This is a genomic window from Ensifer sp. 4252 (assembly GCF_050434565.1).
Taxonomy (GTDB): Bacteria; Pseudomonadota; Alphaproteobacteria; order Rhizobiales; family Rhizobiaceae; genus Ensifer.
Window position 1 is genome coordinate 92,489 of sequence record NZ_JBNDIU010000008.1, and the last position, 20,527, is coordinate 113,015.

Genomic DNA, 20,527 nt, shown 5'->3' on the forward strand with positions numbered 1-20,527 from the left:
ATCGTGACGACGTCAATCAAGACGCCCCCTTGAAAGACGCGGCAACGCCAAACGACGTCAGTTCGACGTTTGCTTTTGACCCAGAGCTCAATCACGCACCCAGGCTTAGAACCGGAACATCTGAGCCAATAAGCTGCGCTGACATCGGCCGCCGCTAGGCCTGACGGTCTCGAGAGCAATTCTCAACGCCTATTGATGCTGGAGGCTCTGTAAAGGCACGACGCACTTGGCCTTGACTCGCGGGCCGGTGCGCCCACCACGCGAAGCTCAAGCAGCACGCTGCGTATGATCATGACTGACGCCTTTCCTTCGGACGGTTCCGGTCGGCAGTGGCACCGGTTGGATTCGTTTCAAAGGAATGGACCACCATGGCCACCGACATTCTCACCATTATCAAATCCGTCGCCAAGCGCTTCGCTCATGCGCAACGTGTTCAACATATTGCCGCGTTGGAAATCATCGCCCGCGAACTGGGTAAGCCCAACTGGCGCGGCCTCGCTGCCTCATACAAACAGGGATGGCGCCCTGATCAGATGGAAAGTCTGGAACGCCTGCTCCTCTACCGCTGACACTTACTTGGCTGCGGATGCCGGTCAAAGTTTCGACTTTTGCCAGATGTGCGATGGTCTTGTCTTCACTCGCTGGGTACCTGACCACGTCAAGCCCCTGGATGCCGACTAGCGCCCGCGACGCCCGCTGTGGGCCGAAAGTCGCCACGAATCTCTGCTCTTGATGGGGTACGAATCCGCGGCCCCCGGCAGTTTTTGAGTTTCATGGGTACGATGTCGACGCATCTCGCCGGCTAGGCCGCGCACTCGCTTCACTCTTGGCGGCGCCCGCGACGGTGCAAACATGCCCACGTTGCCGGCTTTGCAAATCCTACGACGGACGTATCAGATTGGAGACGAGGCGTAGATTACATCACCAAATGGTGCTATTTGTAAACACCAGAACCAGGAAACCAAACGATGCGATCGACTATCAACCTCGACGACACACTCGTGGAAAGGGCCAGGTCCCTAACCGGCACGAAAGAAACCGCCGCTTTAGTCCGCCAAGCGTTGGAGACGCTTGTTCGTGTAGAGTCGGGAAAACGCCTCATCGCGCTCGGAGGAACTATGCCGGATGCGGAGGCAGCGCCACGCCGCCGGAGCGTAGCGGCCAAGTGATACTTGCAGACACGTCCATCTGGAATGATCATTTCCGGCATGCCGATGCAGATCTGCGTAGGATTATTGAGGACGATCGTCTACTCTGCCATCCGGCTGTGATTAGCGAACTGGCACTTGGCAGCCTTCGGGATCGCGGGAGCGTGATAGCTTTCCTTCAGGCTCAGCGTGAGGCGTTCGTCGCAACGCACGACGAAGTCATGATGATGATTGATCGCCACGCCATTTTCAGTATGGGCATTGGCTACACAGATGCCCATTTGCTTGCCTCGGTTCTCCTTGATCAGCGAGCGGCCTTGTGGACCAGAGACAAGCGTCTGCGGGCAGCGGCTGAAAAGGCCGGGGCTTTGCTGCATACCCCTGCCAATGCGCGGAACTAAAGGCTGAACCATAGCGATCGCCGTTGCTCATGCTTGGTCTGAGGATTTAGCCGCCAGAGCGCAGAGTTCCCCTCGATTCATTATGCGAGCTTTGAGCACGAGGCGTGAACATCTTCGCAGTCAGCCGCGCACGAGGGTCGTGTGGAACGATTGCCCCGCCCCATAGCTGCCCTCGGCATATTGCCGGCACCGGGCCTTCAACCCCAAGCCCGATCTTGAGTTCGACGCCACGCACAGGTCTGAGCTCGAACTTGCGGTTAGGCAGATCCACGTTATCCAAGGATGACGTAAGTGGAGATCCGAGCGCCGGAATTCTTGTTCCAAATCTCGACAAACTCCATGGGCAGGATGCCGGCTTCCTCGCAATGATCAGGATCTAGCGTAGTTGATCCATTATAGTTGAGGTTTGACTCCGTCGCGGAGATGCCATCGAGCCGGCTCAAGGAATGTGAGATGGAGGAAAAAACAAATGTCCGAGGACGCCGGACCGCGAAAAGTGAACGCCGAGTATGCGATCGAGTATCTCCAGGAACATCCGGATGCCGGGCTTTGCTGCGAGGATCAGCGCTGGTGGATTACGCCGAACGCGAACGAAACCGATCAGACGGTCCTGCGTCTTGATGCGGCTGAGGCTGAGCGGCTCAAGGGTGATCCTCGCCTGCGGCTCGTGTCCGGAATCGCTCATGCGAGCCGGTCGCTCTGGGTTGTTCGAAGAATGACATAGCAATGCGCCATGCTCTAACGTCTCTCCGCGCTAGGCCGTGGGTGGACAATGCGACTGGCGCGTAATCGGTTGTGGTCCGAACATTGAGCAAGATTTGAGCGCGTTTCCGCGACCAGCGCATCTCATGTGGCCGAAGGCGGTTTGAACACCGGCCGTCCACACTGCGTTGCTGAGTTGCCCTGCGGAACGCATCCATCGTTTGAGCGCGGTTCCCTGCAGCGGCGTTTTCAACCATCATTCTGCTCCAACACTTGACAGAGTTCGGCTATCGTCGTTCAACTCAGTTCATTCACCAGGGGGGTCCCGACAAGGGGCTGAGATATTGCTGGGCGGATCGTCTTTTCGACCGTAGCGCAATGACCCGTTGAACCTGATCCAGTTCATGCTGGCGTAGGGACGGTGGGAACGACGGCTGTCGCGACAGCTCCTTTTTGCGATCGCGTGGACGTGTCTCTATCTTTCCAGCTCCAAGATCTGGGTCTCCAAACGTTATGGTTGGAGCAGCCAATGGATTTTGCAGATGCCGCACACGATCGAAAAGCCGGGCATAGACGGCAACATCTACGCACGTTAGCGGACCGGCACACGGGTGGATGGCCCCACAGCGCCAACCAGGCAACGGCTCGAACGGCTGCCAAATGAAGCCGGTGCTGGTCAAAGGGGCGGGTGTCGTCGGTCTTGTCACTGCCTACGAGCTGGCGCGACGCGGCATTGAGGTCGACGTCATCGAGCGATCCGAACGGATTGGCGCCGGTGCATCCTGGTTTGCCGGCGGCATGCTGGCGCCCTGGTGTGAGCGCGAAAGTGCCGATGAGAAGGTTGAACGCATCGGCGCAACAGCCATTGAGTGGTGGAAGGCCATGCTGCCTGACAAAGTCGCGCAAGAGGGCACACTCGTCGTCGCCGCCGCGCGCGACACACGTGAGCTCGACCGCTTCGCGGCGCGAACCACAGGTCACAATTGGCTTGATGCAGACCAGATAGCACAACTGGAACCGGATCTCGCCGGTCGCTTCTCGCGTGCACTCTACTTCCCGAGGGAGGCGCATCTCGATCCGAGAGAGGCGCTGTCGTCACTCCGTGACACATTAATGGCCATGGGGGTGCGTTTTCACTTCGGCCTGACGACCGATGCTGCCGTCAGCCACCGTTTCGGTTGGCATATCGATTGCACCGGCCATGCCAGGCTCCCGAATGACCCCGCTCTGCGGGGCGTGCGTGGCGAGATGCTCTACCTGCGCACCGGCGACATTCAACTGTCGCGCCCAGTGCGCTTGCTGCATCCGCGACACCCGATCTATGTCGTTCCACGTCGCCAGGGTGTCTTCATGGTCGGGGCAACGATGATCGAGAGCGATCTGTCCGGTCCCATCACGGCACGGTCGCTGATGGAACTCTTGAACGCAGCCTACGCCCTGCACCCGGCCTTCGGCGAAGCGCAGATCACCGAGACCGGGACTGGTGTTCGCCCTGCCTATCCGGACAACCTTCCAAGGATCACCCGAAGCGGCTCGAACTTTTGCGTGAACGGTCTGTATCGACACGGCTTCCTGCTCTCGCCGACCCTTGCGCACGACGTTACCGAACGTCTGCTCAACCCGGACCACCAATCGGAGTTCCATGATGAACCTTAACGTCAACGGCGACGAACATGAGATCGCCTGCTCGACGCTCGCCGAACTGATGGCAGCACTCGAATATGAAGGAAGCTGGCTGGCGACCGCCGTTAACGGAGATCTCGTTCACGCGGCCGACCGCGATGGATGGCGCTTGCGCGAGCATGATCGCATCGAAATTCTCTCGCCGATGAAAGGTGGCTGAACATGCTGCACGTCTACGACACGGAAATCACCTCTCGACTGCTCCTGGGCACAGCAGGCTATCCATCTCCAGCCGTGCTTGCGGACGCCGTACGGGCTTCACAGACACAAATCATCACGGTCTCTTTGAGGAGAGAGACGGCCGGTGGCAAAGCCGGAGGTGCGTTTTTCGAACTGATCCGGGAGCTCGGGACGAAGATACTGCCGAACACCGCCGGCTGCCACACCACCAAGGAGGCGGTGCTGACTGCCAAGATGGCGCGTGAGGTTTTTGGGACGAACTGGATCAAGCTCGAGGTGATCGGCAATCACGACACGCTGCAGCCGGATGTGTTCGCTCTGGTCGAAGCCGCACGGGTCCTTTCGAACGAAGGCTTCGAGGTCTTTCCCTATACGACCGATGATCTGGTTGTTGCCGAGCGCCTGCTGGAAGCTGGCTGCCGCGTGTTGATGCCCTGGTGCGCTCCGATCGGCAGTGCCATGGGCCCGCAAAACCTGTCTGCCTTGAGATCGATGCGCGCGAATTTCCCGGACGTGCCGTTGATTGTCGATGCGGGTATCGGCCGCCCTTCGCATGCAGCAACGGTGATGGAGCTCGGTTTCGATGCCGTGCTCCTGAATACCGCGGTGGCTGGTGCGGGAAATCCTGCCATGATGGCATCGGGTTTTGCCAAGGCGATCGAGGCTGGTCGCCAGGCTTTTGAAGCCGGCATGCTCGACCCGCGCGACATGGCGGTCCCCTCCACCCCGGTGATCGGAAAGGCGGTCTTCTCATGACGCTCGACCCCTTTTACCTCATTGTCGACAGCGCCCATTGGATCGAACGCCTCGTTCCAATCGGGGTCAGGCTGGTCCAGCTTCGCATCAAGGACAGACCCGATAGCGAAGTACGTAACGATATCCGCATCGCCAGGACCATATGCGACAGACACGGTTGCCAACTTGTCGTCAACGACCATTGGCGCATGGCAATCGACGAAGGCTGCGATTTCGTTCATCTCGGTCAGGAAGATCTGGAGCAAGCCGATGTAGCCGCGATCCGTGGGGCCGGACTGAAGCTCGGCATCAGCACTCATGACGAGGCAGAACTCGATACGGCGCTCACCGTCGCGCCCGACTATGTCGCGCTGGGACCGGTCTATCCGACGGTTCTGAAGAAGATGAAATGGGAGCCGCAGGGACTGACCCGCCTCGCCACATGGAAGAAGAAAATCGGATCGACCCCGCTGGTTGCGATCGGTGGACTGAACATTGAACGCATTGATGGCGTCCTCACCCATGGCGCGGATTGTGCCGCCGTCGTGACCGACATCACACGTAGCCAGGATCCCGAGGGCCGAACACGACAATGGATCGCGGCAACCTCAAGATGGCGCGTTGCGCCGTCGACCGACAGGATCTTAGGAAAGCCAAGCCGGCCCTCTCCTTGTCCGAAGTAGGGTGCGCATGAAGGTTCTAAAGCCCTGTCCAGGCCATGGCGTGCTTCTCCGGTCTGCCCGGATTAGAAGGCCCGTCGCAGTTTCCGTCAAGCATCGGCGCCGACATCGCTGCTAGCGCAATACAATCCGGAGCGCCGCTTGCGTCTCCTTCAGCAGCGGCAGGTAGCGCGCCACCATTTCGGCAGCCGGCACATGGGCGGCAGGCGCACCGATGTTGAGTGCCGCCACGATCTGGTTGCGGTCGTTTTGAAGCGGAACGGCGATGGAGCAAAGGCCGATTTCCAGCTCCTGGTCGATGATCGCATAGCCTTGGTGACGCACGCGGCCGATCTCGGCCATCAGTTCTTCCGTATCAGTCCTCGTGTAAGGCGTGTTCGCCCTGAGATCGGTGCGGGCGAGCACGTCCCTCGCCTGCGGCTCCGGCAAGGCCGCGAGCCACACGCGCCCCATCGAGGCGCAATAGGCAGGAAGACGGGAGCCCGGAATCAGGCTGATCGACATCACCCGCCTTTGTGAAGCACGGGCGATATAGACGATCTCCGTGCCGTCAAGCACCGAGGCAGAGGCACTCTGTCCGGCTCTTTCCGAGAGCTGGTCGAGATAGGGCTGGACAATCGCCGGCAAAGGCGTCGCGGAGAGATAAGCATGCCCGAGCCGCAGGATCTTCGGTGTCAGCGAAAAGAATTTTCCGTCGTAGTCGGCATATCCAAGTTCCGACAGCGTCAGCAGCGAACGGCGTACGGTCGCCCGGTCCAGTCCGGTGATCTTTGCTGCCTCTGTGATCGTCAACTTCTGCTGCGTCTCGCCAAAAGCCTCGATAACGGTCAGCCCGCGGGCAAACCCGCTGACGAAATCGGTTTCTCTCATGGGCCTTCCTCGATTTACCGGCGTTCATTTTGTGCGATATACGAACAAATGTCAAATATCGCACAAAACGTTTGACGCTCGCCGTTTTTGAGAGCCTATTTCGCACCAATACAGGCAAGGGAGGCCTCTTACCGGCCCGCACTCGATGGGCCGCGAAGACGGGCGCGCCAGTTCCCAACCGCCTGCAGACAACCATGCGCCCGCCGATTGGCGGCAACGTTCAAATCAGAAGAGAGGAAACATGGCGAAGATCGTGTCACTCGCCGAGGCCATCGGCGGCAATGTCAGGGATGGCGACACCGTCGCCATGGAGGGCTTTACCCACCTGATCCCCTATGCGGCCGGGCATGAAGTGATCCGCCAGGGTCGCAAGGACCTGTTTCTCGTGCGTATGACGCCGGACATTCTCTACGATCAGCTGATCGGCGTGGGTGCTGCCCGCGGCATGAAATTTTCCTGGGGCGGTAATCCCGGCGTCGGCTCGCTTCATCGCTTCCGCGATGCGGTCGAAAACCAGTGGCCGCGCCCGCTCGAAATCGAAGAACATTCTCATGCGGCCATGGCCAATGCCTACGAAGCGGGTGCCGCCAACCTGCCGTTTGCGATGTTGCGCGGCTATATCGGTGCCGATCTTCCCAAGGTGAACCCGAACATCAAGCAGGTCACCTGCCCGTTTACGTCTGAAGTGCTTGCCGCCGTTCCGGCGATCCGGCCCGACGTCACCATCATCCATGCTCAGCGCGCTGACCGGAAGGGCAATGTGCTGCTCGAAGGCATCGTCGGCGTGCAGAAAGAGGCGGTGCTTGCGGCCAGGCGTTCGATCGTCACGGTCGAGGAAATCGTCGACGAACTTGCGCCGCCTTCGCCCAACTCCGTCGTCCTGCCCACCTGGGCGGTAACGGCGGTCAGCCACGTGCCCGGAGGCGCCTTCCCCTCCTACGCCCACGGCTACTATCCGCGCTCGAATGCCTTCTACATCGGCTGGGACGAAATCGCCCGCGACCGCGAGAGTTTTGCCGCCTGGATCAAAGAGAACGTGCTCGACGCAGGGCCCGAAGATTTCGCACGGCACGCTGGCAAGAAGCCGGCGAAGGCCGCTTGAGGAGGCAATGATGACGGATTTCACCCCCACCGAGATGATGACCATCGCTGCCTCGCGCGAGCTGTCCAACGACGACGTCTGCTTTGTCGGCATCGGTGCGCCCTCGGCCGCCTGCAACGTGGCGCGGTTGACCCACGCCCCCGACATCACGCTGATCTATGAAAGCGGAACCGTCGGCACCAAGCCGGATGTGCTGCCGCTATCGATCGGTGACGGCGAGCTTTGCGATACCGCACTCTTCACCGTCTCCGTGCCGGAAATGTTTCGCTACTGGCTGCAGGGCGGCCGCATCACCACCGGGTTTCTCGGCGGCGCGCAGATCGATAAATTCGCCAATCTCAACACCACGGTGGTCGGGCCTTACGACCATCCGAAGGTCCGCCTGCCCGGTGGCGGCGGCGCGCCGGAGATCGCGTCGAATTGCGGCCGCATCTTCATCACCATGGCGCTCTCCAAACGCGGCTTCGTCGAAAAGCTGCCCTTCATCACCTCGATGGGCCATGGCGAAGGCGGCAATCATCGCGAAAGGCTCGGCATGAAGACCAAGGGGCCGACCCGCGTTATCACCGACCTCTGCATTCTCGAGCCCGATCCCGTCACCAAGGAACTGACTGTCGTGTCGATCCATCAGGGCGTCACACGCGAACAGATCGTCGAAAACTGCGGCTGGCCGATCAAGTTTGCCAACCAAGTGATTGAGACGCCGGTGCCGACGGAGGTCGAGCTGGTGACGCTTCGCGACATCAACGCGCGCACCAAGAAGGCCCACCAGGGCGACAGGGAGGCCGCATAATGACTGACGCCTATATCTGCGATTATATCCGCACACCGATCGGTCGCTTTGGCGGCGCGCTCTCGTCGGTCAGGGCAGACGACCTCGGCGCCATACCGCTGAAGGCTCTGATGGAGCGCAACCCATCGCTCGACTGGGAAGCAGTCGATGACGTGATCTTCGGTTGCGCCAATCAGGCCGGTGAAGACAATCGCAACGTCGCACGCATGTCGCTGCTCCTGGCCGGGCTGCCGGCAAGCGTGACGGGCACCACGATCAACCGCCTCTGTGGCTCAGGCATGGATGCCGTCATCGCAGCCGCGCGCTCCATCAAAGCGGGCGAAGCCGAACTGATGATTGCGGGCGGCGTCGAGAGCATGTCGCGTGCGCCCTTCGTCATGCCTAAGGCGGAGAGTGCTTTTTCGCGCAATGCCGAGATTTATGACACCACCATCGGCTGGCGTTTCATCAACCCGCTGATGAAGAAGCAATACGGCGTCGATTCCATGCCGGAGACCGGCGAAAACGTCGCCGAAGACTTCAAGGTAAGCCGAGAAGACCAGGACGCCTTTGCGCTGCGCAGCCAGGCGAAGGCAGCAGCCGCACAAGGTAGCGGTCGCCTGGCAAAGGAGATCGTCGCCGTCACCATCCCACAGCGAAGGGGCGACCCGACCATCGTCGAAAGAGACGAGCACCCTCGCGCCACGACGATGGAGGCGCTTGCCAAGCTCGGCACGCCCTTCAGACGAGAAGGCGGCACCGTGACCGCCGGCAATGCCTCCGGCGTCAACGATGGCGCAGCGGCACTGATCATCGCCTCTGAGGCTTCAGCCAAAAGATACGGCCTTCGGCCGATCGCCCGAATCCTCGGTGGGGCCACCGCCGGTGTTGCGCCGCGCATCATGGGCTTCGGCCCGGCTCCGGCCTCGAAGAAACTGATGGCGCGTCTCGATCTGACCCAGGAGCAGTTCGATGTCATCGAACTAAACGAGGCTTTCGCGTCGCAGGGACTGGCGACGCTTCGCGATCTCGGCATTGCCGACGACGATGACCGCGTCAACCGCAATGGCGGCGCCATTGCGCTTGGTCATCCTCTCGGCATGTCCGGCGCCCGGATCACCGGAACAGCGGCACTTGAGCTCGCAGAAACCGGCGGCCGCTACGCACTTTCGACCATGTGCATCGGCGTCGGCCAGGGAATTGCGGTGGCGCTGGAGCGCGTCTGAAGCATGTCGCGCAAAAGCGTGCAGCGGTTTTTGCGATAACGACATGCGCAAAAACAAGAGCGGACCGGGAGCCGTCAGTGACGGCTCCCCTTTGCATCACACGGTCTCTTCGTCGCGCCGCGCCACGAAGATCAGCACCAGCAGGATGGTGATGAAGAAGCGGAACGCGTCAGGAACGCCGTTCCATTGTTTCGACATCCACATGCCGAACCATTCACCACCGACCGACATGAACCCAACCTGCCAAACGAGGAAGCCGAGCGTCAGACTGGCGATCGCCACGGTTTTCGGCCGGTTGAACTCGCGCGCGCCGCCGTTCAGATTTATCGCCAACCTGTAGGCGCCGAGCCAGCAAAGCAGCGCCGTCAGCGTCTCTGCCGCGATGATCACGACATAGAGCAGGTTGTGCAGCGCCGGACTGGTGATGGCGCGATATTTGATCGCGGCGTCGGGAAAGATCGTATCCATCATCATCACGTGCTGAACGAAGGCGAAGTTCGTGGCGTAGTCGGTGATGTTGCCGAAGGCGACAAGCGTTAAAACAAGGCGATCGCAGCGACGGCCGCGGCTTTGGCAATCCGAATGATTTTCATGGTCTGGTACTCCTGTCCACTGCCGGTACGCCCAAAATCCGGGCCGAATCTGACCGGCATCAGTCCAGCCATAGCCGCCGGCAGCGGAGAACGGGGCTGCAACATGTCTCTTCCACAACTTGCAGGATGATGCATATGCACTCCGGCAGAACGCCAGCAGAACAGGCTGCGATCTTCCCGTTCCCGTGCATCTTGACTTCTGTCGCAAGGCGTTAGATAACCACATGGTTCTAAAACTCTTTGGTTATCTAAATGACCCCATCTGAACGCCTCGACGCCACCTTTGCAGCTCTCGCCGACCCGACACGACGGGCGATCCTTGCCCGTCTGGCGCTGGGCGAGGCGTCGGTCCTCGAGCTTGCCGAACCCTTCGCCATGAGCCAACCGGCAGTGTCGAAACACCTGAAGGTGCTGGAGCGCGCCGGATTGGTTTCGCGCAGCCGCGACGCGCAGCGCCGTCCGTGCCGCATCGAGATCGATCCGCTCACCGAGGCAACCGACTGGCTCGCGGACTACCGCAAACTTTGGGAAGCGAATTTCGCCCGCCTCGACACCCTGCTCGAGGAATTGAAGGCGGATGCCACGTCACAGGCGCCAGCCGTGCACCCCACCGATTTCACCACGAAGGAGGACTGACATGACTGCCGCATCCAACAAACTTGTTGTCACCGCCCATGGCGACCGGGAAATTCGCGTCATCAGGACGTTCGACGCGCCGCGCCGGCTGGTTTTCGATGCTTTTACCAAACCGGCGCTCGTCAAGCGCTGGCTGACCGGCCCGGACGGCTGGTCCCTGCCCGTGTGCGAGATCGACCTCCGGCCCGGTGGAACGTTTCGTTATGTCTGGAAGAATACGGAAGGCACCGAGATGGGCATGGGCGGCACCTATCGCGAGATCGATGCGCCGGACCGGATCGTGCATGAGGAACTTTTTGACGAGGACTGGACCGGCGGCCAGACACAAGTGACGACCCACTTCGTCGAAGAGGGCGGGCGCACCACCGTGACGACGGCTGTCGTTTACTCCTCGACCGAGACGCGCGATGCCGTGCTGAAATCACCGATGGAAAGCGGCATTGCGATCGGCTACGACCGGCTCGAAGGCATTCTCACATCCGAGTTTGCAAAATAGTCACGGGAAGGTCGTGGGCGGTTTGATCCGCCCACGACCCAAGTCTCATTCCGTCCAGATCGCGACGTCGACCGGACCGAGCTTGCGGCCTCCCACGTGGAAGACAGCACCTGCACCAGCCGGCACTTCGGCCGCCCCTTTGCCGTAGTTGAAGGCGAAGTTGAGCTTGCCGCGGCGAGTGATGCGCAGATCGCCGAGATCGGCCAGCGCTTCGACCGATGCCCAGCCGAGCGCATCATTGATCACCTTCTTCAAGAAGTCGCCGCGGGCAGCCGCTGCCATGTAGCGTGCCTTGTCGTTGCCGACGAGCGCCGGCGCACCGTTGCGATACTCGCTTTCGAAGGTCGCAAGCACCGTTTCGCTCGTGCGCACGGTCTCCCGCCAGATACCGGACGGGTAGATCTCGTTGCCGTAAAGCACCGTCTCGCCATGAAACTCCGGCAGAGACTCGACACGGGCGACGCTGACGTCGATGAGGGCCGCAAGCGGTCCCGGCGGCAATCCCTCTGGGATGTGCATGTCCTCGGTCTTGCTGCCGCTGCGCGGTCCGAACAATACCTTGGCCTCAGACTTCGCCAGCTTCTCGACGAAGGCCTGATTGGCGATGACAAGGTCTGGCGCCAGCACCAGCTGGTAGCCGTCGATGTCGGAATGCTGGCCGATGAAATCGACGTCTACGCCAAGACGCGACACGGTTGAGTACCAGTCAAGCGCGGTCGCCGAGGCCGAGTAGGTCCGGCCCTGCGGCAGGGCGCGCGTCGCCCAGCGCGAATTATAATCGAGCAGGATCGCGACCTTGGCCTTGGCGCGCGCCTCGCCCCTCGGCAGCCGCTTCATCTCTTCGGCCACCTGCGCCACTTCGAGATAGCCCTGGTCCGGTTCACTGTTGGGAAGCAGGAGGCCGGCATGGAATTGCTCCTGCGCAAACGGCACCTGCCGCCAGCGGAAATAGGAGACCATGTCGACGCCGTGCGCATAGGCAAGCCAGGTCCAGAGCCGCACCATGCCATCGGCAGGCGACTGGTTGTGCGCCGCCCAGTTGACCGGACCCGGCTGCTGCTCCATCACCCAGACGCGTCCGCGGCCGACGGTGCGGTAGAGATCGTGGTTGAAGGCCGGCTGGTCCGGATCGCCGACACGCAGGTAATGGCCCTTGTCCTCCGGCGAGAGGCGCCCGTTCAGAAGCCCGCCCATCGGATAGACGTCCCAGGAGGCGATATCGATGTCTTCTCCCACCTTGTAGTGATCGAAGTCGGTGTTGTGCGACATGAAATTGTGCGTCACCGGGCGGCCGGGCGCATGGCTGCGGATGATATCGACCTGCGCCTTGTTGAAGCTCTTCACCTGATCGGACGAGAAGCGGATGAAGTCGACGATATGCGTCGGGCTCGGCTCCTCAACGAGATTGTTCGGCAGCTCGACTTCGTCGAAGCTGTTGTAGTTCATTGCCCAGAAGGAAGTACCCCAGGCGCGGTTCAGCTCGTCGGTCGTGCCGTAGCGTTCTGCGAGCCACAGGCGAAACGCCCGCTCGGCTTCGGCCGAATAGCTGTAGATCGTATCGTGATCGCCATACTCGTTATCCGTCTGCCAGGCATGAACGAAGGCGTTCTTACCGTAGCGTTCGGCCATGGCATCGGAAATGCGCGCGGCCTCGACGCGGTAGGTGCGGCTGGAGAAGCAGTAATGACGCCGAGCACCGAACTTGCGCACCACGCCATTGACGTCGACCGGCAGGATATCGGGGTGGCGGTCGATCAGCCACTTCGGCGGTGCGGCGGTCGGGGTGCCCAAAATGACCTTGAGACCGGCGCTGCCGAGAACGTCGATCGCGTCATCCAGCCATTCCCAATGAAACTCGCCCGGCCGGGGTTCGATCTTCGCCCAGGCGAATTCACCGATGCGCACCCAGGCGAGCCCAAGCTCGACCATGCGGCGGGCGTCCTCTTCCCATTTCTCGCGTGGCCATTGCTCCGGATAGTAGCAGACGCCGAGTTCGAGCATGTCGGTCTCCTGCTGGTCGGCGTTGAAACGGTTCGGTCGCGTCAGGGGCATATGCAAGATCGGGTCCTTCGTCATGCTCTCGGCCGGCTTCACCCGGCACCTCGTCTTCGATGCGAGCGCCCTCAGGGATATAAACGTTTATATCAGCGGGCGCATTCGTGTGGTCTTGGGTTCGTTGTCGTGTTCAGCGGTTCGGGGTCAGGCGGTCGTCGCAGCGTTCGATCAGCTTCGGCATCAGCAGCGTCTGCAGCGCTTCTGGCGGCTCGCCTTCCATCCGGCGAAGGATGTAGGCGCCGAGCAGGCTGCTCGGTTCGCTGATCGGCAAGTAGTATGTGGTGATCGGCGGCGCGAAATACTGGCTGACGTTGAGATCGTCGGTGGCGTTGATGACGGCGTCGCGGCCATGCACCAGGCCGCGCTCATGGAAGCCGGAGAAGGCACCGAGCGCAGACGCCTCGTTGGCGCAGATATAGGCAGTCGGCGGATTGGAAAGATCCGCCATCGTCAGCACGTTTTCCCGCCCGAAGGCCGGCGTCAGCCGCCCATGTGCGACCAGAGCCGGATCGAAGGGCAGGCCGGCGACCTCGAGCGCACGCCTGTAGCTTTCAAACCGGGTGATGCCGTAGCTCAGATCCGACAAAGGGTTGAGAAGTGCGATGCGGCGGTGGCCGCGCTCGACCAGTCTCGCCATCGAAACGCGGATCATCTGCTCGTTGTCGGCATCGACATAGGCATGCGGCGCATTGTGCACGCTCGTGCCATAGGTGACGAAGGGAAAATCCGCCGCCTGCATCGTGCGGATGCGCGGATCGTCGGCGCGCGTGCCCGAGATGATGATGCCGTCGGCCTTCTTCAGCGACACGATCTGCTTGATGATCGCCTGGCTTTCCTCGAAATTCCTGACCGCATAGAGCGAGACCCGGTAAGGGCTGTCTTCCAGCGCCCAGGAGATGCCACTCAGGAGCTGGGCGTATTCCACGCCTTCCCACTCGTTCTGCTTCGGTCCCGGCGCGGTCATGATCGCTGCGACCTGGTAGGTCTTGCCGGTGCGCAACTGCACGCCATGCATGTTGAGTTCGTAGCCGACGCGCTCTGCCGCCTCGATCACGATCGCGCGCGTCTCCGGGCGAACCTGAGGCGAATGCTTCAGGGCCTTGGAAACGGTGGCGATCGACAGCCCCGTTTCCTGCGCAATGGTCTTGATCGTCGGTCTCTGCATGGCGTCTCGGCTCGTCACGGGTTGCTAGATCACGATGATCTTGGGTCGGCTCGACCCGAAATCATGAACGTGATCGATTCTCATAAGTTAGAGCGGGATGCGGGCGGAAAACTGCGCGCATTTTTCCTCATCCCGCTCTATCGCTGAGCGATGCCGCCAGCAGGAGATAGACTGCGGATGTCCAGGCGAAAGCCCGATCGCGAAGGCCCCTCCCTGACCGCGCATCGAAGTTTTCGGCCATACCGCTTTTGCTGGCAAGTGAACAGAACTTTTCCGCGATTTCGCGCGTCAGTTCAATCTCCCCTTGCCGGCGAAGGCCATCCCAGAGAAGAAGCGTCGTCGGCGCCCAGATCGGGCCGCGCCAGTAGCCGTCATCCTCATAGAACGAGCTTTTCGGGCTTTCCGTTGCCGGCCCCCACGCGGTGATGAAGCCGCCCGAAACGAGACGGGCAACGAGCTTTTCGCGCATCTCGGTCGGCAGACGCGCGCCGAGCAACAGCGGCATGAATTGGATCAGGTTTTCGCCCGGCAGGATCCGATCCGGTTCGCGCGCGAGCCGGGCGCCGAAGGTTTCGCCGGTCCAGAGACGCTCAAACAGCAGCGCCTGCAGGCCGTCTGCCTTGGCGTTCCATTCTGCCGCACACGACGGATCGCTCTCAAGCAAGGTCGCAAGCGTCTCGCAGGCAAGAATGAGAAACACCGGCAGATCAGGCGAGATGACCGGCCCGCCCTCGGCAAAGAAGGTCGCGTTGTCCCAACCGCTGTCGTTGCCGTGAAAGTAGCTCGGCAGCGACGTTGCGTCCGCACGCGCATGGGTCATCCAGTAGTCAACCTGCTTGCCGATCGCATCGCGCAGATAGGCCTTGCGCTCCACTGTGAGGAAATCCGGATGCCTTGCCGCGATCAGAGACACCGCCCAACCATGCACAGGCGGCTTGGTGAAGGCGAAGAGCACGTCGCGATCGTTGATGTAATCCGGCAGCAGGCCGGACCCATCCTGGTGATCGAAGATGGCCGCGAACTGGTCGAAGGCCAACTCGGCGTCGACGGCCGCCACACCCAGTGCCGAAAAGGCGTTATCCCAGCTCCAGATGTTGATCATGTGGTTTTTGGACATGTAGATCGCTGGCCGTGTCAGCTGTCCGCCTGTTGGTACGCCGTTTGCCCACAGCAGATAGCTTGCCAGCCGATGTGCCTCGTCCTGGCCGAGCGTGCCGTTTGGCACGGTGCGGTGCCACTTCTCGAACTCGACAGTGACGTCGGAAAGCGCATCCGCGAAGCTCTCAAGCGGCGCTGTCGGCGGCACGGTGCGGAAGAAGTCGACGTTGCCCTCGAAAACGCCTGTGCCCGTGAAGGCGAAGGAGACGTCGGCCGAGTGATCGCGCTGCCAGGCGCCCGACACGTCAAGCGTGCCAGATACTGCGCGGGGAATGAACTTGACGTTCTCGACGGCCGCCACCAGGCAATCATCGCCGTTGGGCGTGCGATAAACGTAGTCATAGCGCGAGCCTTCGAGATGGAAGCGCACGCCGGCGTTTTCGCCGCTGACATGCAGCCGCTCGCCCTCGCCGATGACGAACGCGACCTCGCCCTCACCAACGCGAACGTCGAGCCGCTCCGGCGAAAGGTCGAAGGTCGCCTCAGCCAGCTTGCCCATGGCATCGAGGAACTCGACGCGGCAAAGGCGCCCGAGCGAGGGCCGTTCGTCGCCGCCGGCAACGAAGCGCAGGTACAGCGCACGCGCGCCGTCGCCGCCCGGCACCTTCATCATCGAAAGCGTCAGGAACCGGCCCCTGCGGCTGAAGGGGATATGATCGATATCGAACAGCATCGCTTATCCCTTCACCGACGAGCCGACCGCGCCGTCCATGATGTAGCGCTGGGCGACGAAGAAGAGTGCCAGCGGCGGCAGGCAGAGGATCACCGTGATCGCAGCGATCGAGGTGACGTCGACCTCATGCAGGCCCTTGAACATCGAAAGTCCGAGCGTCAGCGTGTATTTCGACTGGTCGTTGAGGAAGATCAGCGGACCGAGATAGTCGTTCCACGCGTTCATGAAGTGGAAGGTGCCGACCAGCACCAGGGCCGGCATCATCAGCGGCAGGTGGATGCGCCAATAGATGTCGAAGGCGTTGGCGCCATCCATGCGTGCCGCTTCGTCGATCTCCATCGGCACGGTCATGATGTACTGGCGAAGCAGGAAGACGAAGAAGGCGTCGGCGAAATAGGCAGGCACGATCAGCGGCTTCAGCGTGTTGATCCAGCCGAGCATGTTGAATTCCATGTAGAGCGGAATCATCTTCACGTCCCACGGGATCATCATGGTGGCCAAAAGCACGATGAACAGCGGATCGCGGCCGGGGAAGCGGAAGCGGGCGAAGCCATAGGCGACCAGCGAGCTCGAGATCAGCTGCCCGATGGTCGAAAACACCACGACGATGACCGAGTTGGTCAGGTAGGTACCGAAAGGCTGCTTGTTCCAGGCGGCGGCAAAATTCTCCCAATGCCATTCCGACGGCCAGAAGACCGGCGGGAACTGGTAGAGGTCGGCGGTGCTTTTGATCGCCGTCATGAAGGTCCAATAGAACGGCGCGATGAACAGGGCCGAGAGCAGGATCAGTGCGGAATAGAGCAGCGTCTTACGCATGGCCTTCTCCATCGTTCTGGCGGACTTCGCCTTCGTAGTAGACCCAGGCGGCCGACCAGCGCATGACGCCGAGGCTGAGCGCCAGAACGATGATGAACATCACCCAGGAGCCGGCGGCGGCATAACCCATGTCGAAATATTTGAAGGCGTTGTCGTAGATGTACATGGCAAAGAAATAGGTGGAGCCGAGCGGGCCGCCCTTGGTCAGAAGCAGGGCGATGGTCAACTGCTGGAAGGCCGAGATGATTGAGGTGATGAAGGTGAAGAGCAGCATCGGCCCGAGCATCGGCAGGGTGATGAACAGCATCTGCGCCCAGCCGGGAACGCCCGACACGGTCGCCGCCTCGTAAAGCTCCTTCGGAATGGCCTTCAGGCCGGTCAGAAGGATCAACATGGTACCGCCGAGCCCCCAGAGGCTGGCGATGATGATCGCGACGATTGCGAGATTCGGATCGCCGAGCCAGTTCGGCCCATCGATGCCGACGAGCGACAGCATGAAGTTCAGGAGGCCATATTCCTTGCTGTAGATCCAGCTCCAGATCGTCACCAGGGCGACGCCGGAAATGACGCTCGGCAGATAGAAGGCAGTGCGGAAGAAGCCGCTGGCAAAGGTGATGTTGTGCAGCATCATCGCCAGCAGGAACGACATGATAATGTTGAACGGCACGTAGATCGCCGCGAACTTCACCGTGATCCAGAGGCTCTCCCAAAACTGCGGATCGTCGAACAGCATTGAGCGGTAGTTGTCGAGACCGACGAAGGTCCGCTCACCGACGACGGGCCAGTCGTAGAAGCTCATCGTCAGGGAGAAGACGAGGGGGCCAAGCGTGAAGAACAGGAACCCGAGGATCCACGGGGAGATGAACAGATAAGGCGCTGCATAGCGTGCGATGGCGGAGCGCTTGCGCCTTACCACCTTAGGCTCTGCCCCGGCATAGGTCATATCCATCTCCCCGTACTCCCTTTGCTTACTTGATCAGCCGCTTGGAACGGCTGACGGCATCGTCCAGATGCTGCTTGGCGTTGCCCTGGTCGATCATGGTTGCTTCGATGGCGCGCGCGACATTGTCCTGCACCTTGCCCCAGTTGGCGTTCTTCAGGAACGCGTGGGTTTCGGTGTTCGAGGTGCCAAGAATGTCGAAGAACGGCTTGTAGATCGCGTCCGTGGTCATGCCCTTTTCTTCAGCGACGCTGGTGCGAACCGGCAGGTCATTGGTCCGCATGGCAACGGCTTCGGGCGAGGAGAAGAACTTGACGAATTCCCAGGCGAGATCGGCATGGGCGGCATCTTTGGCGATCGAGATCGCCGAGACGCCGAGTGCAGAATGGGCCGTCTTGTCGCCGAACTTCGGCAGCGGCGCGACACCATATTTGAAGCCAGCGGCATCGATGCCTGCCTTCGACCACATAGCGCTCTGGAACATGGCGATCTTGCCACCCTTGAACAGCGTGCTGCCCGAGGTGTCGTCGCCGAGGTTGAGCGTGATCGCTTCCTGCTTCTTGGCCATGTCGCCGAACATGTCGAGGACGTGGGCAGCCGCATCGCTGTTCATGTAGCCGTCGATCTGCTTGCCGTCGTCGGAGATGTACTTGGTGCCGTTCGACCACAGGAACTGCTCGAAGTCGTAAGGATCCGGCTTGGCGTCGACGGCAAAGCCGTAGACCTTGTTCTTCTCGTCACGGAATTTGGCGGCCTTGGCGCGCAGGTCGTCCCAGGTCCAGCCGTCCTTCGGCTCCTCGACGCCGGCCTTGGCGAACATGTCCTTGTTGTAGAAGACGACCTGGGTCGTGAAGCCTGACGGCATGCCGTAGGTCTTGCCCTCGACGCGTGTCGTGTTCATCAGGCCCTTGGGGAAATCGTCCGGCTTCACTTCGGCGGCGTCGCGCGCGATCAGGTCGTCGAGCGGCATCAGCGAAGTGTAGTACTGCGGGAAATTCCACATATACATGACGTCGGGCGGACTGCCGGCGCCGAAGGCGGCGATCAGTTTCTGATCGTAGCCGTCGGCATAGGGCTCGACCTGAACCTTCACGCCCGGATGCTTTTCCTCGAACTTCTTGGCGATTGCCTGCTGGATCGCCAGGCTCTCATCGGTGTCCCAGGTGGCAAAGCGCAAGGTCTCTTCAGCGCGGGCCGTGGCAGTTCCGGTCATCGCCAGCACCATCAGCGAGCCGATGAGCGACTTCGTCTTGTTCTGCATGCTTCTCCTCCTCATTCGGGTCACGCGACCCTTTTGCTTTTTTCCTGATTGATCAGCATCTGCGTCTCGGGATCGAGCGTACGGGCGATCGCCATGCCGTCAGCATCGAACAGATGGCAATGCTCGGCAGGGATGCGCAGATGGATGCGCTCGCGGTTTGAAACCGGATGCGTGCCGCGCACGACCGCCGTCATGTCGGAACCGTTCTCAAGCCCGATGTGAACGTGGCTTTCGGTGCCGAGCCGCTCGACCAGGCGAACATCGCCGACCAGATGCGCCTCTTCAGGCGAAACCAGTTCGAGCTTGTCCGGCCGGATGCCGATCGTCACCGGCTTGTCCTTCGCGACGACGGCCGAAGACAGTGTTTCGAGCGTCAGATCCCGCACCAAACCGCCGCCCGAAAGCGTCAACTCGGAACGGTCCTGGCGCACGAGATTGGCGGTGACGATGTTCATCCGCGGCGAACCGATGAAACCGGCAACGAAGAGGTTCGCCGGCTGGTAGAAGAGTTCGAGCGGCGTGCCGAACTGGCTGACCTTGCCCTTGTCCAGAACGACGACGCGATCCGACAGCGTCATCGCCTCGACCTGGTCGTGGGTGACGTAGATCATCGTGACGCCGAGGCGCTCGTGGAGAGCGGCAAGCTCGACGCGCATGGTGACGCGCAGGCCGGCATCGAGGTTCGATAGCGGTTCGTCGAGCAGGAACAGCTTCGGCTCGCGCACGATCGCGCGGCCGATGGCGACGCGCTGGCGCTGGCCGCCGGAGAGTTGGCGCGGTTTGCGGTGCAGAAGCTCGGAAATACGCAGGATATCGGCTGCATTGTTGACGCGGCGGTCGATCTCGTCGCGCTTCATGCCGTTCAGAGCCAGGCCGAAGGACAGGTTCTTGCGCACATTCATGTGTGGATAGAGCGCGTAATTCTGGAACACCATGGCGATATCGCGCTTGGCTGAGCGCAGATCGGTAATATCGCGATCGCCGAGACGGATGGAGCCGGAATCAAGCTCCTCGAGGCCGGCGATCGAACGCAAGAGCGTGCTCTTGCCGCAACCCGACGGCCCGAGAAAGCAGACGAATTCGCCGTCGGCGATATCGAGATTGATGCCCTTCAAGACTTCGAGCGAACCAAAGCCTTTGCGCAGATTTTCAATACGGATAGCTGCCAACGGGCCCTCCCCTGATGGCGAACATTGCGGCGAAAGGCTCGACAGCCAACCTGCCACACGTTCGTG

At 61.1% G+C, this 20,527-nt stretch carries 23 protein-coding genes, 1 pseudogene and 1 riboswitch; of the genes and pseudogenes, 13 read left to right on the plus strand and 11 right to left on the minus strand.

Annotated elements, in window-relative coordinates; genetic code table 11:
• The first annotated feature begins 368 nt into the window (after window positions 1-368).
• The 3 genes from ABIE33_RS17185 to ABIE33_RS17195 all read left to right on the plus strand — a co-directional run bounded on the left by ABIE33_RS17185 (window position 369) and on the right by ABIE33_RS17195 (window position 1,549).
• Window positions 369-569, plus strand: a complete 201-nt coding sequence (locus tag ABIE33_RS17185; protein WP_429127126.1) for a hypothetical protein — start codon at window positions 369-371, stop codon at window positions 567-569.
• A gap of 399 nt (window positions 570-968) precedes the next feature.
• Window positions 969-1,169 carry a type II toxin-antitoxin system VapB family antitoxin gene (locus tag ABIE33_RS17190; protein ID WP_429127129.1) on the plus strand — a complete coding sequence of 67 codons (201 nt, stop codon included), beginning with the start codon at window positions 969-971 and terminating at the stop codon, window positions 1,167-1,169.
• The gene (locus tag ABIE33_RS17195) at window positions 1,166-1,549 is read left to right on the plus strand and encodes a type II toxin-antitoxin system VapC family toxin (RefSeq protein ID WP_429127131.1); all 384 of its coding nucleotides are present in this window, start codon (window positions 1,166-1,168) and stop codon (window positions 1,547-1,549) included. The genes ABIE33_RS17190 and ABIE33_RS17195 overlap by 4 nt, the downstream gene beginning before the upstream one ends.
• Before the next feature lie 275 nt (window positions 1,550-1,824).
• On the opposite strand, the pseudogene ABIE33_RS17200 reads toward ABIE33_RS17195, so the two are convergent.
• A pseudogene (locus ABIE33_RS17200) lies at window positions 1,825-2,004 on the minus strand (aspartate 1-decarboxylase); the annotation flags it as partial.
• A gap of 14 nt (window positions 2,005-2,018) precedes the next feature.
• Here ABIE33_RS17200 and ABIE33_RS17205 point away from each other — a divergent pair.
• The 5 genes from ABIE33_RS17205 to ABIE33_RS17225 all read left to right on the plus strand — a co-directional run bounded on the left by ABIE33_RS17205 (window position 2,019) and on the right by ABIE33_RS17225 (window position 5,532).
• Complete coding sequence (locus ABIE33_RS17205) at window positions 2,019-2,273, plus strand: hypothetical protein (protein WP_429127134.1); 255 nt, start codon at window positions 2,019-2,021, stop codon at window positions 2,271-2,273.
• A 284-nt stretch (window positions 2,274-2,557) separates the two neighbouring features.
• Window positions 2,558-2,688: riboswitch (TPP riboswitch) on the plus strand.
• A gap of 223 nt (window positions 2,689-2,911) precedes the next feature.
• A complete protein-coding gene (thiO, locus tag ABIE33_RS17210) occupies window positions 2,912-3,907 on the plus strand; it encodes a glycine oxidase ThiO (protein ID WP_429127137.1) in 996 nt (331 codons plus the stop codon).
• Window positions 3,897-4,094: a sulfur carrier protein ThiS gene (gene thiS, locus ABIE33_RS17215; protein WP_429127140.1), complete on the plus strand. Its 198-nt coding sequence runs from the start codon at window positions 3,897-3,899 to the stop codon at window positions 4,092-4,094. The genes thiO and thiS overlap by 11 nt, the downstream gene beginning before the upstream one ends.
• Before the next feature lie 2 nt (window positions 4,095-4,096).
• A complete protein-coding gene (locus ABIE33_RS17220; RefSeq protein ID WP_429127142.1) occupies window positions 4,097-4,870 on the plus strand; it encodes a thiazole synthase in 774 nt (257 codons plus the stop codon).
• Entirely contained in the window at window positions 4,867-5,532 is a 666-nt protein-coding gene (locus tag ABIE33_RS17225; protein ID WP_429127145.1) for a thiamine phosphate synthase, read from the plus strand. The genes ABIE33_RS17220 and ABIE33_RS17225 overlap by 4 nt, the downstream gene beginning before the upstream one ends.
• A 111-nt stretch (window positions 5,533-5,643) precedes the next feature.
• On the opposite strand, the gene ABIE33_RS17230 is transcribed toward ABIE33_RS17225, so the two are convergent.
• The gene (locus ABIE33_RS17230) at window positions 5,644-6,399 is read right to left on the minus strand and encodes an IclR family transcriptional regulator (protein ID WP_429127148.1); all 756 of its coding nucleotides are present in this window, start codon (window positions 6,397-6,399) and stop codon (window positions 5,644-5,646) included.
• Window positions 6,400-6,640: 241 nt separating this feature from the next.
• Between ABIE33_RS17230 and ABIE33_RS17235 the strand changes: the two genes are divergently transcribed.
• Genes ABIE33_RS17235 through pcaF form a run of 3 tightly spaced genes read left to right on the plus strand, consistent with a single transcriptional unit; the run spans window position 6,641 to window position 9,499 of the window.
• Window positions 6,641-7,501 (plus strand): CoA transferase subunit A, encoded by an 861-nt coding sequence (locus tag ABIE33_RS17235; protein WP_429127151.1) that lies wholly within the window; start codon window positions 6,641-6,643, stop codon window positions 7,499-7,501.
• A 10-nt stretch (window positions 7,502-7,511) separates the two neighbouring features.
• Window positions 7,512-8,294 carry a CoA-transferase subunit beta gene (locus tag ABIE33_RS17240; RefSeq protein ID WP_429127154.1) on the plus strand — a complete coding sequence of 261 codons (783 nt, stop codon included), beginning with the start codon at window positions 7,512-7,514 and terminating at the stop codon, window positions 8,292-8,294.
• Entirely contained in the window at window positions 8,294-9,499 is a 1,206-nt protein-coding gene (pcaF, locus tag ABIE33_RS17245) for a 3-oxoadipyl-CoA thiolase (RefSeq protein ID WP_429127156.1), read from the plus strand. The genes ABIE33_RS17240 and pcaF overlap by 1 nt, the downstream gene beginning before the upstream one ends.
• A gap of 96 nt (window positions 9,500-9,595) precedes the next feature.
• On the opposite strand, the gene ABIE33_RS17250 is transcribed toward pcaF, so the two are convergent.
• Complete coding sequence (locus ABIE33_RS17250) at window positions 9,596-10,015, minus strand: DUF2165 family protein (RefSeq protein ID WP_429127471.1); 420 nt, start codon at window positions 10,013-10,015, stop codon at window positions 9,596-9,598.
• Between the two features lie 20 nt (window positions 10,016-10,035).
• The gene (locus tag ABIE33_RS17255) at window positions 10,036-10,197 is read right to left on the minus strand and encodes a hypothetical protein (protein ID WP_429127482.1); all 162 of its coding nucleotides are present in this window, start codon (window positions 10,195-10,197) and stop codon (window positions 10,036-10,038) included.
• A 147-nt stretch (window positions 10,198-10,344) separates the two neighbouring features.
• On the opposite strand from ABIE33_RS17255, the gene ABIE33_RS17260 reads away from it, so the two are divergent.
• Both ABIE33_RS17260 and ABIE33_RS17265 read left to right on the plus strand, forming a co-directional pair.
• Complete coding sequence (locus tag ABIE33_RS17260; RefSeq protein WP_429127159.1) at window positions 10,345-10,728, plus strand: ArsR/SmtB family transcription factor; 384 nt, start codon at window positions 10,345-10,347, stop codon at window positions 10,726-10,728.
• Between the two features lies 1 nt (window position 10,729).
• Entirely contained in the window at window positions 10,730-11,224 is a 495-nt protein-coding gene (locus ABIE33_RS17265; protein WP_429127161.1) for an SRPBCC family protein, read from the plus strand.
• 45 nt (window positions 11,225-11,269) lie between these two features.
• Here the strand turns inward: ABIE33_RS17265 and ABIE33_RS17270 are convergent, their stop codons facing one another.
• From ABIE33_RS17270 to ABIE33_RS17300, 7 genes are all read right to left on the minus strand, one after another.
• On the minus strand, window positions 11,270-13,282 hold the full coding sequence (locus ABIE33_RS17270; protein WP_429127164.1) for a beta-galactosidase: 2,013 nt from the start codon (window positions 13,280-13,282) through the stop codon (window positions 11,270-11,272).
• A gap of 127 nt (window positions 13,283-13,409) precedes the next feature.
• The gene (locus ABIE33_RS17275) at window positions 13,410-14,444 is read right to left on the minus strand and encodes a LacI family DNA-binding transcriptional regulator (protein ID WP_429127167.1); all 1,035 of its coding nucleotides are present in this window, start codon (window positions 14,442-14,444) and stop codon (window positions 13,410-13,412) included.
• Between the two features lie 127 nt (window positions 14,445-14,571).
• Window positions 14,572-16,275 carry an amylo-alpha-1,6-glucosidase gene (locus ABIE33_RS17280; RefSeq protein WP_429127169.1) on the minus strand — a complete coding sequence of 568 codons (1,704 nt, stop codon included), beginning with the start codon at window positions 16,273-16,275 and terminating at the stop codon, window positions 14,572-14,574.
• A gap of 3 nt (window positions 16,276-16,278) precedes the next feature.
• Window positions 16,279-17,091, minus strand: coding sequence for a carbohydrate ABC transporter permease (locus ABIE33_RS17285; RefSeq protein ID WP_025429197.1), 813 nt, complete (start codon window positions 17,089-17,091; stop codon window positions 16,279-16,281).
• Window positions 17,084-18,040: a carbohydrate ABC transporter permease gene (locus tag ABIE33_RS17290; protein ID WP_429127172.1), complete on the minus strand. Its 957-nt coding sequence runs from the start codon at window positions 18,038-18,040 to the stop codon at window positions 17,084-17,086. Before ABIE33_RS17290 ends, ABIE33_RS17285 begins: the two co-directional genes overlap by 8 nt.
• A 19-nt stretch (window positions 18,041-18,059) precedes the next feature.
• Window positions 18,060-19,292: an ABC transporter substrate-binding protein gene (locus tag ABIE33_RS17295; protein ID WP_429127175.1), complete on the minus strand. Its 1,233-nt coding sequence runs from the start codon at window positions 19,290-19,292 to the stop codon at window positions 18,060-18,062.
• A 20-nt stretch (window positions 19,293-19,312) separates the two neighbouring features.
• Window positions 19,313-20,461 carry an ABC transporter ATP-binding protein gene (locus ABIE33_RS17300; RefSeq protein WP_429127178.1) on the minus strand — a complete coding sequence of 383 codons (1,149 nt, stop codon included), beginning with the start codon at window positions 20,459-20,461 and terminating at the stop codon, window positions 19,313-19,315.
• Between the last annotated feature and the right edge of the window lie 66 nt (window positions 20,462-20,527).

Excerpts from the sequence above, each read along its gene's own strand:
- ABIE33_RS17185 (WP_429127126.1), top strand. The coding sequence starts at position 369 with ATGGCCACCGACATTCTCACCATTATCAAATCCGTCGCCAAGCGCTTC.
- ABIE33_RS17190 (WP_429127129.1), top strand. The coding sequence starts at position 969 with ATGCGATCGACTATCAACCTCGACGACACACTCGTGGAAAGGGCCAGG.
- ABIE33_RS17205 (WP_429127134.1), top strand. The coding sequence starts at position 2,019 with ATGTCCGAGGACGCCGGACCGCGAAAAGTGAACGCCGAGTATGCGATC.
- thiO (WP_429127137.1), top strand. The coding sequence starts at position 2,912 with ATGAAGCCGGTGCTGGTCAAAGGGGCGGGTGTCGTCGGTCTTGTCACT.
- thiS (WP_429127140.1), top strand. The coding sequence starts at position 3,897 with ATGAACCTTAACGTCAACGGCGACGAACATGAGATCGCCTGCTCGACG.
- ABIE33_RS17220 (WP_429127142.1), top strand. The coding sequence starts at position 4,097 with ATGCTGCACGTCTACGACACGGAAATCACCTCTCGACTGCTCCTGGGC.
- ABIE33_RS17225 (WP_429127145.1), top strand. The coding sequence starts at position 4,867 with ATGACGCTCGACCCCTTTTACCTCATTGTCGACAGCGCCCATTGGATC.
- ABIE33_RS17230 (WP_429127148.1), bottom strand. The coding sequence starts at position 6,399 with ATGAGAGAAACCGATTTCGTCAGCGGGTTTGCCCGCGGGCTGACCGTT.
- ABIE33_RS17235 (WP_429127151.1), top strand. The coding sequence starts at position 6,641 with ATGGCGAAGATCGTGTCACTCGCCGAGGCCATCGGCGGCAATGTCAGG.
- ABIE33_RS17240 (WP_429127154.1), top strand. The coding sequence starts at position 7,512 with ATGACGGATTTCACCCCCACCGAGATGATGACCATCGCTGCCTCGCGC.
- pcaF (WP_429127156.1), top strand. The coding sequence starts at position 8,294 with ATGACTGACGCCTATATCTGCGATTATATCCGCACACCGATCGGTCGC.
- ABIE33_RS17255 (WP_429127482.1), bottom strand. The coding sequence starts at position 10,197 with ATGTTGCAGCCCCGTTCTCCGCTGCCGGCGGCTATGGCTGGACTGATG.
- ABIE33_RS17260 (WP_429127159.1), top strand. The coding sequence starts at position 10,345 with ATGACCCCATCTGAACGCCTCGACGCCACCTTTGCAGCTCTCGCCGAC.
- ABIE33_RS17265 (WP_429127161.1), top strand. The coding sequence starts at position 10,730 with ATGACTGCCGCATCCAACAAACTTGTTGTCACCGCCCATGGCGACCGG.
- ABIE33_RS17275 (WP_429127167.1), bottom strand. The coding sequence starts at position 14,444 with ATGCAGAGACCGACGATCAAGACCATTGCGCAGGAAACGGGGCTGTCG.
- ABIE33_RS17280 (WP_429127169.1), bottom strand. The coding sequence starts at position 16,275 with ATGCTGTTCGATATCGATCATATCCCCTTCAGCCGCAGGGGCCGGTTC.
- ABIE33_RS17285 (WP_025429197.1), bottom strand. The coding sequence starts at position 17,091 with ATGCGTAAGACGCTGCTCTATTCCGCACTGATCCTGCTCTCGGCCCTG.
- ABIE33_RS17290 (WP_429127172.1), bottom strand. The coding sequence starts at position 18,040 with ATGGATATGACCTATGCCGGGGCAGAGCCTAAGGTGGTAAGGCGCAAG.
- ABIE33_RS17295 (WP_429127175.1), bottom strand. The coding sequence starts at position 19,292 with ATGCAGAACAAGACGAAGTCGCTCATCGGCTCGCTGATGGTGCTGGCG.